Below are 13,721 nucleotides of genomic sequence, written 5' to 3'. Positions count from 1 at the left end.
GCCCGGGGCGGAGCGCGGGTAATCGGGCCGAAAAGCGGTATATGCCCCTCATGCGACGAGTCGCCGGGGTGTGGCGCCACGACTTCTTGGGGGTCCGCCTCGGCGTGCTCGCCGTCGCCCTGCCCCCGGTGCTGCTGAGCATGGCCCACACCCTCGCCACCCGCGGCGCCTGGCTCCACCCTCCCGACAGTCGCTACTACCTGACGATGACCTCGCGGGACATGGGCCACGGCATCACCGACGCGATCGCCCGCACCCGCGCGGTCGCCAACTGGCGCCTCGCCCCGTGGTACTTCGCCGGCAACGACCCGACCTGGCAGATGGTCAAGACCCGGGCGCTGTACCCGTTCCTCTCGATCCCCTTCGTCTGGGTGGTCGGACTGAAGAACGGCACCCTCTACGTGCCCTGCCTGGCGATGATCGCCTTCATCGTCGTCACCGCCCACGTGCTCCAGCGCCTGTACGGACCCGCGGTCGCGGCCCTGGTCGCCGCCGCCTTCGGCATCACCACCGTCGTCACCGACCTGACCTGGGCCACCACCGACGCGCTGGCGCTCGCCCTCGCCGCCGTCCTGGTCGCCAACCTGCCGATCGAACGCCGCATCGGGCCCGTCAACCTGGTGTGGCTGGCCGCGGCGTGCGTGGCGGTGGCGCTGACCCGGCAGGTCGGCGTCCTCGCCCCGGCGATGGCGTTCGCGGGATGGGCATGGGCGTTCGTGCGGGACCGGACGTGGCGGAACCGGTGGTCGGGGGCCGCGATCGTCACCATCGCCGTGACCGGGGGCATGCAGCTGATCCTCAGTACGGTCGCACACGTCGACACCCAAGGGCTGGTCACCCGCGGGCAGACGACGGCGGGCGGCGTCGCGCGGCAACTCCTCAGGAACCTGGGGACGGTCACCCGAGGCGACATCAGCTACATGTGGGCCAACGACCGCGTTCTCTATGCGTTGCTCATCGCGGCGGTCCTCATGACGCTACTGCGCATCACCAAGGACTTCGCCGCGGTCTTCATCGGCGCCGTCGCCGCCTCCTACATCCTCACCTCCGGAGTCGGCTACAGCGCGGGTATGCGCTACGAGATCATCATGTTCCCCGCCGCCGCCGTCGCTACCGGCGGCTTCGTGGCCTGGGCGCTGGGCCAACAGGGGTCGCCGTTCCCACTCGTGCGGGAACCCGAGGTAGAACCCGACCCGGGGCGCTCTCTGTGGATCCCCCAGGCAGTCGGGTGCGCGACGGTGCTCGGGCTCTGCGTCCTGGTGACGGCCCTCGGAGGATCGCAATCCACGACGCCCGCGCCCGCCTCGCCTTCCTTCACAGCGGCTCAGGGCGGACAGCCCTATGCGGTGCAGCCCTTAGCGCGCCCGGGTGCGGAGGTCACCCTGAGAGCAGCTCTCACACAGGCGCTCAACACCCTCAAGTCCGGATACGACCTCGAAGGACCTTTCGACTGGGTCCACGACCTCCGCTACCGCGTCACCAGCCCCGACGACCCGAACTACGCGCGGCGCTCCCCGGACGGAACCACCATCACCCGCATCAACGCGATGACCAAAGAGGAGCAGAAGGCCTTCGCCGGCTCCGTCACCTTCGACGGTGCAGCCCAGCCCGCCACCCTGAAGGTCGACGACCGCACCACCAGCGCGTACGGCGAGGACGTGACCTTCTCCGTCCGCGACCGGAACGGCGTCACCCACACCGGCACGGCCACCACGCTGTACCCGATCTGGTCCGCCGAGGAACCCGGAGTGGTGACAGCACTCGTCTACGCTCGGTGACTGGCCGTACCGGCCCGCCCGGCCCGGTACGGTGGAGCCATGTCGGTGATCCCTGACCAAGCCGGACCCGGACTGCCCGGACCGGTCCTGGAGACCCCCGTGGCCACCGCGGCCGCCATGCACGACCTCGGCCGCCGCCTCGGCGCCCGCCTGCGCCCCGGCGACCTGGTGGTCCTCACCGGCGACCTCGGCGCGGGCAAGACCACCCTCACCCAGGGCCTGGGCGAGGGCATGGCGGTACGCGGCCCGATCACCTCGCCGACCTTCGTGATCGCCCGCGTCCACCCCTCGATCGCCGTCGGCGGCACCCCGCTGGTGCACGTCGACGCCTACCGCCTGGGCTCCCTGGACGAGCTCGACGATCTCGACCTCGACGCCTCGGTCGCCGAATCGGTCACCGTCGTGGAGTGGGGCGAGGGCAAGGCGGAGGTGCTCACCGACGACCGCCTGGACATCGTCATCTCCCGCGAGTTCGCCGAAGAACTCGACGAGCCCGGCGACTCCGACGTGCGCTGGGTCGTGGTGCGCGGGATCGGCGCGCGGTGGACCGACGCGGACCTGGCGGACCTGGCCGACGCGGTGGCCTGAGCGGGCTCGGGCGCCCGCCTACGGCACCACGACGACCTGCGTCCCCTTCACCGTCGCGAACTGCCACACCGCCAACGCGTCGTTCTGCGTCAGCCGCACCCCGCCCGTGGTCGTCCCCGACGCCGGCTTCGGCGGCATCTGGTCGGCGGGCAGCCCGGCGACCGCGTCGAACCCGAACTTGGTGTTGTTCGACGACGGGCCCCACAGCACCTGGTACTGCACCGCGGTGCGGTCGCCGCCCTGGTTCGTCGTGTACCACTTCGACACCGGGTACGTCCCGGGGGCCGGCGAGACCGTGCCCGCCACCGACGGGGCCGACAGCTGCACCTTCTCATCGGCGCCGACCAGCCACACCCGCGACTTGCCGAGGCTGTACACCACCCGCTTGCCCTTGCCGCTGTTCTCCGGCAGCGCGTTCGGGTCCGGCGGCGGGGTCACGGTCTGGCCGGACTGGTTCGTCGACGGCGGCTGCGGCTGCGCCGGTTTGTCGATGGTCGTGGTGGCGCTCTTGTTCGGCGCCGACCCGTTCGCCTGCACCGCCAGCACTCCCACGCCGACCAGCGCCGCAGCAGTGATCAGGACGACCGAGGCCATCGGGTTCACGCGGGAGCGGTTCACCCGCTGCGGTGACCGCGGGGCGTTCTGCTGCTGGCTGGTCATGGGTCGTATGGTGCCAGAAAGATAGGCTGTGCGGGTGCTCCTGCTCGCGTTCGACACCGCTACCCCGGCCATCACCGTCGCGCTGCACGACGGCGCCGACGTCCTCGCCGAGTCCACCACGGTGGACGCGCGGCGCACCGGCGAACTGCTCGCGCCCGGCATCGGCGCTGTACTGGACGCCGCCGGGCACAAACCCGGGGAGCTGACCGGCATCGCCGTCGGGGTCGGACCGGGGCCGTTCACCGGGCTGCGCGTGGGACTGGTCACGGCGCGGGCCCTGGGCGACGCCCTCGGCATCCCTGTGCACGGCGTCTGCACCCTCGACGTGGTCGCGTACCAGTCGCGCCGCACCGAACCCTTCGCCGTCGCCACCGACGCTCGGCGCAAAGAGGTCTACTGGGCCCAGTACGCGGACTACCTGACCCGCACCTCGGAACCGGACGTGGCCCACCCCGCGCTCATCGCCGAGCGTCTCAGCGGCCTGCCGGTGGCGGGGGAGGGGGCGGTTCTCTATACGGAGGCCTTCCCTAAGGGCATCGAACCGCGGCATCCGTCCGCTACAGCGCTCGCGGAACTGACGGCACTGCGCCTCAAGGACGACCCTGACTCGCTGCTGTTCCCCGAGCCGCTCTACCTGCGCCGCCCGGACGCTGTCGAGCCCGGCACCCGCAAGCGCGTCTCCACAGGCTGACGCGTGGTGAACGTGATGACGTCGACGACGACACTGCGTCCCTTCCGCTGGTGGGACATCGAAGTGGTGCGGCGTATAGAAGAGGATCTCTTCCCCGAGGACCCCTGGTCCGTGGAGATGTTCTGGTCCGAACTGGCGGAGGTCCCCCACTCCCGCTACTACGTGGTCGCCGAGGTCGACGGGGAGATCGCCGGATACGCCGGCCTGATGACCCAGGCGGGCGCCGTGGTGAACACCGTCGAGGGCTGGGTGCAGAACATCGCGGTCGGCCGCGCGCACCAGGGCCGGGGGATCGGGGCGGTCCTCCTCGAAGCACTTCTGGAGGAGGCCGAGCGCAGGAACTGCGCGGAGGTCTGGCTCGAGGTGCGTACTGACAACGACTCCGCACAGCGCCTCTACACCCGCTACGGCTTCGAGCCCGCCGGGATCCGCCGCGGCTACTACCAGCCTGGCAACCACGACGCGCTGATCATGAGGAAGGCACTGGCGTGACGGCTCTGAAGGACGAACCACTGGTCCTCGGCTTCGAGACCTCCTGCGACGAGACCGGCGTCGGGATCGTGCGCGGCAACACCCTGCTGGCCGACGCGGTCGCCTCCAGCGTGGACGAGCACGCGCGCTTCGGCGGCGTGGTACCCGAGGTGGCCAGCCGCGCGCACCTGGAGGCCATGGTGCCCACCGTGCAGCGGGCCCTGGACGACGCCGGCGTCACCCTCCAGGACATCGACGCCATCGCCGTCACCGCCGGACCCGGCCTGGCCGGCGCCCTGCTCGTCGGCGCCGCCGCCGCCAAGGGCTACGCCCTGGCTCTCGGCAAGCCCATCTACGGCGTCAACCACCTCGCCGCCCACATCTGCGTCGACCAGCTCGAACACGGCCCCCTGCCCGAGGGCTGCGTCGCCATGCTCGTGTCCGGCGGCCACTCCTCCCTGCTGTTCGTCCCGGACGTCACCGAGGACGTGCAGCCCCTGGGCCAGACCATCGACGACGCCGCCGGCGAGGCCTTCGACAAGGTGGCGCGCGTCCTGGGCCTGGGCTTCCCCGGCGGCCCGCTCATCGACAAGGCGGCCCGCGAAGGCGACCCCGAAGCCATCGCCTTCCCGCGCGGCCTCACCGGCCCCCGCGACGCACCCCTGGACTTCTCCTTCTCCGGCCTGAAGACCTCCGTGGCCCGCTGGGTCGAACACCGCGAACGCGCAGGAGACAAGATCCCCGTCGCCGACGTGGCAGCCTCCTTCCAGGAGGCAGTCGTCGACGTCCTGACCCGCAAAGCCATCCTGGCCTGCAAGGAACGCGGCGCCGACCACCTCCTCATCGGCGGCGGCGTGGCAGCCAACTCCCGCCTCCGCGTCCTCGCCGAAGAACGCGGCGCCAAGGCGGGTATCCAAGTCCGCGTCCCCCGCCCCAAGCTCTGCACCGACAACGGCGCCATGGTCGCCGCTCTCGGCTCCGAACTGGTCCGCCGCGGCCGGCAGCCCTCCACCCTCGACTTCCCAGCGGACTCCTCCCAGCCGGTCGTGGACGTGGTGGCTCGATGACCGCCAAGAACCAGACCCTGATGTGGGAGGTCCGCTGCGAACCGGGCAAGGCCCGGGCCGTGGAGGAGTGGGTCCGCGCGATCATCGTCCCGCCCCTCTGGGAGGACGAAGACGTCGCCTCCTACAACGCCTACAGCTCGGTCGGCCAAGACGGCGAGCGCGTGGTCGTGATCATCGACTACCTGGGCGCAGCCCCCGACACCCTCGCGGCCGAACCCCCCGCACACCTGATCACACGGCCCGGACACGCCTGGATCTTCCAGCGCCTCGACGTGTGACTTTCGGCCCAGCGACCGATTAGGCAACTGTCGCGCCGGTGATGACGTCCTCATTCAGGGGAATGCGCGGGCATCGGGGCCCCGCTGATACTGACTGGGGAAACGGTGTGACGTACGACGAACAGGGCCAGACCATCGGTTGCGGCTGCGAGGACCACGGCGCGGTCTTCGGCACACCAAGCCCGGGAAGCGCCTCCCGCCGGCGTTTCCTCCGCACCGCCGCGGGGCTGGCGCTGAGTGCTCCGGCCCTGCTGGCGGCCGCCTGCGGCTCCTCGTCGTCGCCCGCGAAGCCGTCCGGCCGGAACTCCGGCGGCGAGGGCGACACGCCGCCCATCGCGACGCCCTCGACGTCACCCGGCGGCGCCACCCCGACCTTCACGCCGCCGGCGTCTCCCAACGGCCGCCCACCCGGCCCGGAGACCGCCGACGCGGCCCTCCTGGCCTCCAAGTACCACGGCCTCAAGCCCTTCGCCCCGGCCCCGCCGCCCCCGGCCACGAAGCCGGTCGACACCAGCGTCCCCCTGCCGCCGGTCATCGACCACATCCCCACGGACCAGAAGATCTGCTTCCTCACCATCGACGACGGCGCCGAGAAGGACCCCGCCTTCATCGACATGGTCAAGGACTTCCGCATCCCCTTCACCATGTTCCTGGCCGAGACCTTCATCCACACCGACTACGAGTACTTCGCCAAGCTCCACGACACCGGCTACTGCACCATCCAGAACCACACCCTGACCCACCCCAACATGGTGACCCTCTCCGCCCAACGCCAATTGGCGGAGATCACCGGCCAGCAGCAGAAGATCGAGAAGGTTTACAACGCCACCCCGTATCTGTTCCGCGCGCCCTTCGGCAACAGCAACAAGGCGACCCAGGAAGCCTGCAAGCAGAACAACCTCAAAGCCATCTGCTACTGGCGGGCCTCCTTCCAGAAGCAGGGCTTCCAGTGGCAGGCCGCCGACAAGAAGCTCCGCCCCGGCGACATCCTCCTAGCCCACTTCCGCGGCCCCAAGGCCAACGGCGCCGGCTGGCCCGAGATGCACGAACTGATGACCAATCTCTTCCGCATCGTGCAGGACCAGGGCTACACGTTCGCTCGTTTGGAGGACTACGTCTGAGGCGGCAACCGCGGGCCGCAGCGCTGCCTCACCGCTGCCTCACCGCTGTCTCACCGCTGTCTTTCCGCCGCCTCACAGGCGCCTCACAGCCGCCTTCAGCGACAAGCCACCACGACGTCGACCGGAAACTCCGCCTGCCCGCCGTTCGACCCGAAGAGCCCCAGCGACCCGGTCAGCGTGAACGTCGGCGGCGCGCTCGGCACCACGCCCCCGGTACTCACCAGCGGATCCACGGCCGTGAGCACGACGGTGTCCCCGCTCTGCGTCGTGCTGCCCCCGCTGAAGTGCGCTTGCCAATCTCCCAGGCCGCTGAACACCGCGGTCGCCCGGATCACCGCCTGCGTGGGGCCCCACACGCAGCTGTCGCCGGTCATGCTGAGCAGCACCGGCTTCGGGGGGATCGTCGTCGGGTGGGGCGCGGGGCAGCGGGCGGCCTGATCCGGGGTGGTCGGGTGCGCGCACACGTTCGAAGACGTCGGCTTCACCGGTGACGCCGACGACTGCGGCGTCGTGGTGTGGCCGGGTGCCGAGGCCGTGGGGGCATGCGTCGACGGTGACCCGATCGGCGCAGACGTCGGCTTCGGCGCTGTCGCGCCAGCGTTCTGCGCCGCCGACGGTGTACCCGTGCTCGCTCCGGCCGGCGTCGTGGCGTCTGTCGCCACGGTCTCCGACGCGGCCGGGCCCGACGTCGCGCCGGAAGCCGTGCCGCCCGTGCCGCCCGTGCCGTCCGTGCCGCCTCGCGCGTCGGCAGTCGTGATCGAACTCTTCGTCGCGTCGCCGCGCGCCGCCGCCCCGCCACCACCGCACCCGGCGACCGCGAGCACGACCGCCGCGGTCACGGCCACGCCGGCCACCCCCGGAGCCCGTCGCGACCCGGCCGTCCACGTCCTCATACCCGCCCCGTTCCAGCAGCTCTCCGGCCCGCCGCGGTCGGCGGGCCGCGCGAGCGTACCACCGGGAGGCTGACGTCCCGACCCGCCTGTTTGGCACTCCACTTGACCGAGTGCTAAACGCCCGCCTACTCTCGCTTTGGCACCCTCGCACCGAGAGTGCCAGCGCGATACGGGCCGGACCCTGGCACCCGCGACGACAGGTTCCGCAGTAGTTCCCATCGCCGATCCGTCACGCGAACGAAAGGTCACACATCGTGGCTACCGTTGCCATCAAGCCGCTCGAGGACCGCGTCGTCGTCAAGCCGCTGGACGCCGAGCAGACCACCGCCTCGGGCCTGGTCATCCCGGACACCGCCAAGGAGAAGCCGCAGGAGGGCGTCGTCCTGGCCGTGGGCCCGGGCCGCTGGGAGGACGGCAAGCGCGTCGAGCTCGACGTGAAGGAGGGCGACATCGTCCTCTACAGCAAGTACGGCGGCACCGAGGTGAAGTACAACAACGAGGAGTACCTCGTCCTGTCGGCGCGCGACCTGCTCGCGATCGTCAACAAGTAAGACCGTCCGTCGCCCGGCCACCGTCCCGGGTGGGCAGCGACGCGCCGCACAGCCTCAAAGCTGCATCCGCCCCGGGCGGCCGGGGACTGACCCGGCCTTGCCGCCGGGGCGGATTTTTCTCTTAAAGACAAGGAACGTACTCGCTCATGGCGAAGATGCTCGAATTCGACGAGGACGCCCGCCGCAAGCTGGAGCGCGGCGTCAACGCGCTCGCCGACGCGGTCAAGGTGACGATCGGCCCGAAGGGCCGCAACGTCGTCATCGACAAGAAGTTCGGTGCCCCGACCATCACCAACGACGGCGTGACCATCGCCCGTGAGGTCGAGCTCGAGGACCCGTACGAGAACCTCGGCGCGCAGCTGGCGAAGGAAGTCGCCACCAAGACCAACGACATCGCCGGCGACGGCACCACCACCGCGACCGTGCTGGCCCAGGCCATGGTGCGCGAGGGCCTGCGCAACGTGGCGGCCGGCGCGCAGCCGATCGCGCTCAAGCGCGGCATCGACGCGGCGGTCAAGGCCGTGGCCGAGGAGCTGCTGGCCACCGCCAAGCAGGTGGAGACCAAGGAGTCCATCGCCCAGGTCGGCGCGATCTCCGCGCAGGACAAGGCGATCGGCGACCTGATCGCCGAGGCCATGGACAAGGTCGGCAAGGACGGCGTGATCACCGTCGAAGAGTCGAACACCATGGGCCTGGAGCTCGAGTTCACCGAGGGCATGCAGTTCGACAAGGGCTACCTGTCGCCCTACATGGTGACCGACCAGGAGCGCATGGAGGCGGTCCTGGAGGACCCCTACATCCTGATCAACCAGGGCAAGATCAGCTCGCTGAACGAGCTGCTGCCGCTGCTGGAGAAGGTCGCGCAGTCCCGCAAGCCGCTGCTGATCATCGCCGAGGACGTCGACGGCGAGGCGCTGTCCACCCTGGTGGTCAACAAGATCCGCGGCACCTTCACCTCGGTCGCGGTCAAGGCCCCGGCCTTCGGCGACCGCCGCAAGGCGATCCTGGAGGACCTGGCGATCCTCACCGGCGCGCAGGTCGTGGCGCCCGAGGTCGGCCTGAAGCTGGACCAGGTCGGCGTCGAGGTGCTGGGCACCGCCCGCCGCGTGACCGTCACCAAGGACGACACCACGATCGTCGACGGCGCCGGCGACACCTCGGCGGTGGCCGACCGCGTGAAGCAGATCAAGGCCGCCATCGAGACCACCGACTCGGACTGGGACCGCGAGAAGCTCCAGGAGCGCCTCGCGAAGCTGGCCGGCGGCGTGTGCGTGATCCGCGTCGGCGCGGCCACCGAGGTCGAGCTGAAGGAGAAGAAGCACCGTCTGGAGGACGCCATCTCCGCGACCCGCGCCGCGGTCGAGGAGGGCATCGTCTCCGGCGGCGGCTCCGCCCTGGTGCACGCGGTCTCCGTGCTGGACGGCGACCTGGGCCTGACCGGCGACGAGGCGACCGGCGTGCGCGTCGTGCGCCGGGCCGCGGTCGAGCCGCTGCGCTGGATCGCCGAGAACGCGGGCCTCGAGGGCTACGTCGTGACCGACAAGGTCTCGAACCTGCCCGTCGGCTCCGGCCTGAACGCGGCCACCGGCGAGTACGGCGACCTGGTCGCGGCCGGTGTCATCGACCCGGTCAAGGTCACCCGCTCCGCGCTGGCCAACGCCGCCTCCATCGCCTCGATGCTGCTCACGACCGAGACCCTGGTCGTCGAGAAGCCGGCGCCGAAGGAGGACGAGGGCCACGGCCACTCGCACGGCCACGGGCACAGCCACTAAGCACGTGGGCACAGCCTGAGCAGTAGCGAAGGGCGGTCTCATACGGAGAAGTCCGTATGAGACCGCCCTTCAGCCTTCCGTGGCGCGGTGCGGACCTGTCGCCCGCGCTACAGAGCCGTTCAGGACGAGCCGGTGTGAGTACTGGCTGAGTACTGGCCAGTGCGACAAGCCGGAGCCGGCCGGTGCGGCCTACGGCTTGGCCTTGGCCGCCTTCGCCCGCGCCCCCGCCGCCGACGCGGCGTTGGCCGGCCGCGTCATCGTCATCCCGTTGCTGGGTGCGGTGGCCGGTGCGCCGGAGGCCTTCGCCTGGACCTTCATCGGCGGTTTCCCGGCGGGCTTGCGGGCCGGCTTGCCGTTCTTGGCGCCGGCCAGCGCCGCGAGCTTCGCCGCCCGGGCCGCGGCCTTCTCGCGCACGTAGTACTCCTCGCGCTCCTCCTCAGTCATCCCGCCCCAGACGCCGTAGGGCTCGTGCACCCGCAGCGCGTGCTCCCGGCACGGCTTGCAGACCGGGCAGTGCAGGCACACCTCCTTCGCCGCCTCCTCCCGCGAGGTCCGCGCCTGGCCGCGCTCGCCCTCGGGGTGGAAGAACAGGTCGCTGTCGGTTCCGCGGCACGAGCCGCGCAACTGCCAGTCCCAGAAGTCCGCATTGGGTCCGGGGAGACGGGACACGTCGGCCATGGCAAGCCCTTCCTCGCTCGACCATCAACCGGCGAATCCGCAGGTCAGTCGTCCTGTTGTCGGACGACCGACGGCGAGTCGCTAGATGGAGTGGTCTTCGGCGACATCGTGTTGGCCGGTGCCGCGGCGGGTGCATGATCCCGGTGAGAGTGAGTCGGGAACGTGCATCGGCGCCGCGGCGCGGCCGTACCTCGTGGTGAACCAGGTGTTGGTTGTCCAATACCTGATCCTGTGGACGGTCATTCCGATCATGCCCCGAACCGAGGTCGATTGTCACTGAGTTGCCGCAATCGACTACGGAGTGTGACTACTAAGAGAGGCGCGGGCAGGGTGATCGGGCTCCCCGAAGATGACGGCTGGGCGGAAGACGGGTGGGTGCGGGCACTGTCCGCGGGGCGCCCTCATGAGAGTGGCGGCGGTGGCGGCCGAGGCAAGCGAGGCGGTGGCGGCGGGCGGGACGCGCGGGACACCCGCGACGAGGGAGACGACGCGGCGGGGTGCCCCGAGGACCGGCCCTGGACCCCGATCCCGCGTCAGGCGAAGGCCGCCGAGCGGGGCCTGATCCCGCCGCAGCGCCGTCTGAAAAAAACATCGCGGAGCGCGTAACGCTTTCGGGTGAAGCTCGTTTTGCATCTCGGAGTGACGATGGCGAGCGCCCCCGCCCGCCGCCCGACCGCCGCCCGATCCGGGCGGCGCCTCGTGCCGCGGTCGACAAAGGGGTGGCGAAGCGGCGCGAACCATCGACTACGGGGACCTGTCCGCCATAAGCTCAATAGGTGTCACAACCTCACGAATGTGGAGGCTTGACCAATGACGTCCATCCTAGTCTGCGACGACTCCCCGCTGGCGCGGGAGACGCTGCGACGCGCCGTGGCGACCGTGCCCGGTGTCGACAAGGTCACCACCGCCAACAGCGGCGAGGAGGTGCTGCGCCGGTGGACGGCCGACCGCTCGGACCTGGTCCTGATGGACGTCCGGATGCCGGGTCTGGGGGGCGTGGAGACCGTGCGCCGGCTGCTGTCCAACGACCCCAACGCCCGGGTGATCATGCTCACCATGGCCGAGGACCTGGACGGCGTGGCCCTCGCCGTGGCCACCGGTGCCCGCGGCTACCTGCACAAGGACGCCTCCCGCGCGGAGTTGCGGGCCACCGTCAGCCAGGCGCTCGCGGACCCGACCTGGCGGCTGGCCCCGCGCCGGCTGCGCCCGGCCGAGATCGGCGCCGTCCCCACCCTGACCGCCCGCGAGATCCAGGTGCTGGAGGGGATGAGCCACGGCCGCTCCAACGCCGAGATCGGCCGCGACCTGTTCCTCTCGGAAGACACGGTGAAGACCCATGCGCGCAGGCTGTTCAAGAAGCTCGGCGCCAGCGACCGGGCGCACGCCGTCGCCCTCGGGTTCCGGTGGGGCCTGGTCCGCTGAGGGCGGACCGGGGGGCGGCCGCGGCGGCGAGGGGCCGGCGGCGGGGTGCGCGGGGCCGTGCCGGTGTGATCCTGGCCACGCGCCGGGCGATCATCCACTGATCGGTTTGGTCGGGCCGGATTCCTGGGGGAAGATTGCATATCGGTCCCCCTTGACATTCGGATGGTGACATGTCTGACGCCGGCCTGCCCGCCAAGTTCGCGACCCTCGGCCTCACGTACGACGACGTCCTGCTGGTCCCGGCCTACTCCGAGGTGGTGCCCAGCGAGGTCGACACGGGCACCCGGCTGTCGCGCAACATCCGCCTGAACATCCCGCTGATCAGCGCCGCGATGGACACCGTGACCGAGGCCCGGATGGCGATCGCGATGGCCCGCCAGGGCGGCGTGGGCGTGCTGCACCGCAACCTGTCGATCGCCGACCAGGCGGCGCAGGTGGACCTGGTCAAGCGCTCGGAGTCGGGCATGGTCACCCAGCCGGTGACCGTCTCCCCGGACGCCAGCCTGGCCGAGGTGGACGCGCTGTGCGCCAAGTACCGCATCTCCGGCCTGCCGGTGACCGCCCCGGACGGCACCCTGCTGGGCATCATCACCAACCGCGACCTGCGCTTCGAGGTCGACAAGACGCGCCGCGTGGCCGACGTCATGACGCCGATGCCGCTGGTCACCGGCCCGGCCGGGATAAGCGGCGAGGACGCGATGCGGCTCCTGGCCCAGCACAAGATCGAGAAGCTCCCGCTGGTCACCCCCGAGGGCAAGCTGTCCGGCCTGATCACCGTCAAGGACTTCGACAAGAGCGAGAAGTACCCGCTGGCCACCAAGGACGCCAACGGCCGGCTCCGGGTCGGCGCCGCGATCGGCATCCTCGGCGACTCCTTCGAGCGGGCCCAGGCCCTGGTCTCCGCGGGCGTCGACTTCCTGGTGGTGGACACCGCGCACGGCCACTCCAAGGTCGAGCTGGACATGATCGCCAAGGTCAAGGCCGAGGCCCCGCACATCGACGTGATCGGCGGCAACGTGGTCACCGGCCCCGGCGCGCACGACCTGATCGCGGCCGGCGCCGACGGCGTCAAGGTCGGCGTGGGCCCGGGTTCGATCTGCACCACCCGCGTGGTGGCCGGCGTCGGCGCCCCGCAGGTGACCGCGGTCTACGAGGTGGCGCAGGTGGCCAAGGAGCACGGCGTCCCGGTGATCGCCGACGGCGGCCTGCAGTACTCCGGTGACATCGGCAAGGCGATCGCCGCCGGCGCCGACAGCGTGATGCTCGGCTCGCTGCTGGCCGGCTGCGAGGAGTCGCCCGGCGAGCTGCTGTTCATCAACGGCAAGCAGTTCAAGTCCTACCGCGGCATGGGCTCCCTGGGCGCGATGCAGTCGCGCGGGGAGAACAAGTCCTACTCGAAGGACCGCTACTTCCAGGGCGAGGTCGACTCCGACGAGAAGCTGATCGCCGAGGGCGTCGAGGGCCAGGTGCCCTACCGCGGCCCGCTGGCGGCGGTGGCGCTGCAGCTGATCGGCGGCCTGCGGCAGTCGATGCTGTACTGCGGCGCGCACACGATTCCGCAGCTGCAGGACGCGCAGCTGGTGCGTATCACGGCCTCGGGTCTGCGGGAGAGCCACCCGCACGACATCCAGATGACCGTCGAGGCGCCGAACTACTCGAAGCGCTGATACGCAGCGCTGTACACATAGAGCTGAACACATAGAGCACTCCACGGCCCGGCGCTGTAGCGTCGGGCCGTAAGTACGTCCATC

13 protein-coding genes and 1 pseudogene are annotated in these 13,721 nt (G+C 70.7%); 11 read left to right on the top strand and 3 right to left on the bottom strand.

Translation table 11 applies throughout. The features are described from left to right. Positions 1-50: 50 nt before the first annotated feature. Positions 51-1,778: a hypothetical protein gene (locus ABD466_RS09395; RefSeq protein WP_344656570.1), complete on the top strand. Its 1,728-nt coding sequence runs from the start codon at positions 51-53 to the stop codon at positions 1,776-1,778. Between the two features lie 39 nt (positions 1,779-1,817). Continuing rightward, positions 1,818-2,366 carry a tRNA (adenosine(37)-N6)-threonylcarbamoyltransferase complex ATPase subunit type 1 TsaE gene (gene tsaE, locus ABD466_RS09390; RefSeq protein WP_425558591.1) on the top strand — a complete coding sequence of 183 codons (549 nt, stop codon included), beginning with the start codon at positions 1,818-1,820 and terminating at the stop codon, positions 2,364-2,366. An 18-nt stretch (positions 2,367-2,384) separates the two neighbouring features. On the opposite strand, the gene ABD466_RS09385 is transcribed toward tsaE, so the two are convergent. Beyond that, entirely contained in the window at positions 2,385-3,026 is a 642-nt protein-coding gene (locus tag ABD466_RS09385; protein WP_344656569.1) for a hypothetical protein, read from the bottom strand. 34 nt (positions 3,027-3,060) lie between these two features. Here ABD466_RS09385 and tsaB point away from each other — a divergent pair, with 34 nt between their 5' ends. From tsaB to ABD466_RS09360, 5 genes are all read left to right on the top strand, one after another. Then, positions 3,061-3,717: a tRNA (adenosine(37)-N6)-threonylcarbamoyltransferase complex dimerization subunit type 1 TsaB gene (tsaB, locus tag ABD466_RS09380; RefSeq protein WP_344656568.1), complete on the top strand. Its 657-nt coding sequence runs from the start codon at positions 3,061-3,063 to the stop codon at positions 3,715-3,717. Positions 3,718-3,732: 15 nt separating this feature from the next. Further along, positions 3,733-4,209 (top strand): ribosomal protein S18-alanine N-acetyltransferase, encoded by a 477-nt coding sequence (gene rimI, locus ABD466_RS09375; RefSeq protein ID WP_344656567.1) that lies wholly within the window; start codon positions 3,733-3,735, stop codon positions 4,207-4,209. Positions 4,210-4,214: 5 nt separating this feature from the next. Then, positions 4,215-5,255: a tRNA (adenosine(37)-N6)-threonylcarbamoyltransferase complex transferase subunit TsaD gene (gene tsaD, locus ABD466_RS09370; protein WP_344656699.1), complete on the top strand. Its 1,041-nt coding sequence runs from the start codon at positions 4,215-4,217 to the stop codon at positions 5,253-5,255. After that, a complete protein-coding gene (locus ABD466_RS09365) occupies positions 5,252-5,533 on the top strand; it encodes a hypothetical protein (RefSeq protein WP_344656566.1) in 282 nt (93 codons plus the stop codon). Before tsaD ends, ABD466_RS09365 begins: the two co-directional genes overlap by 4 nt. 107 nt (positions 5,534-5,640) lie before the next feature. Continuing rightward, complete coding sequence (locus ABD466_RS09360; protein ID WP_344656565.1) at positions 5,641-6,654, top strand: polysaccharide deacetylase family protein; 1,014 nt, start codon at positions 5,641-5,643, stop codon at positions 6,652-6,654. A 95-nt stretch (positions 6,655-6,749) separates the two neighbouring features. Here the strand turns inward: ABD466_RS09360 and ABD466_RS09355 are convergent, their stop codons facing one another. Further along, on the bottom strand, positions 6,750-7,547 hold the full coding sequence (locus ABD466_RS09355; RefSeq protein ID WP_344656564.1) for a hypothetical protein: 798 nt from the start codon (positions 7,545-7,547) through the stop codon (positions 6,750-6,752). Positions 7,548-7,801: 254 nt separating this feature from the next. Here ABD466_RS09355 and groES point away from each other — a divergent pair, with 254 nt between their 5' ends. Together groES and groL are read left to right on the top strand one after the other, a co-directional pair. Then, on the top strand, positions 7,802-8,098 hold the full coding sequence (groES, locus tag ABD466_RS09350; protein ID WP_012785229.1) for a co-chaperone GroES: 297 nt from the start codon (positions 7,802-7,804) through the stop codon (positions 8,096-8,098). A gap of 146 nt (positions 8,099-8,244) precedes the next feature. Beyond that, the gene (groL, locus tag ABD466_RS09345) at positions 8,245-9,870 is read left to right on the top strand and encodes a chaperonin GroEL (RefSeq protein WP_344656563.1); all 1,626 of its coding nucleotides are present in this window, start codon (positions 8,245-8,247) and stop codon (positions 9,868-9,870) included. Positions 9,871-10,215: 345 nt separating this feature from the next. On the opposite strand, the pseudogene ABD466_RS09340 reads toward groL, so the two are convergent. After that, positions 10,216-10,548 (bottom strand): annotated as a pseudogene (locus ABD466_RS09340) (WhiB family transcriptional regulator); the annotation flags it as partial. Positions 10,549-11,358: 810 nt separating this feature from the next. Between ABD466_RS09340 and ABD466_RS09335 the strand changes: the two are divergent. Both ABD466_RS09335 and guaB read left to right on the top strand, forming a co-directional pair. Further along, on the top strand, positions 11,359-11,970 hold the full coding sequence (locus ABD466_RS09335) for a response regulator transcription factor (protein WP_012785233.1): 612 nt from the start codon (positions 11,359-11,361) through the stop codon (positions 11,968-11,970). 170 nt (positions 11,971-12,140) lie between these two features. After that, on the top strand, positions 12,141-13,637 hold the full coding sequence (gene guaB / locus ABD466_RS09330; protein WP_344656561.1) for an IMP dehydrogenase: 1,497 nt from the start codon (positions 12,141-12,143) through the stop codon (positions 13,635-13,637). Positions 13,638-13,721: the final 84 nt, after the last annotated feature.

Source organism: Catenulispora subtropica (assembly GCF_039531675.1).
Classification (GTDB): domain Bacteria; phylum Actinomycetota; class Actinomycetes; order Streptomycetales; family Catenulisporaceae; genus Catenulispora; species Catenulispora subtropica.
Note: the sequence above shows the minus strand (reverse complement) of the source record. Positions and strands in the feature narration are given on the sequence as shown.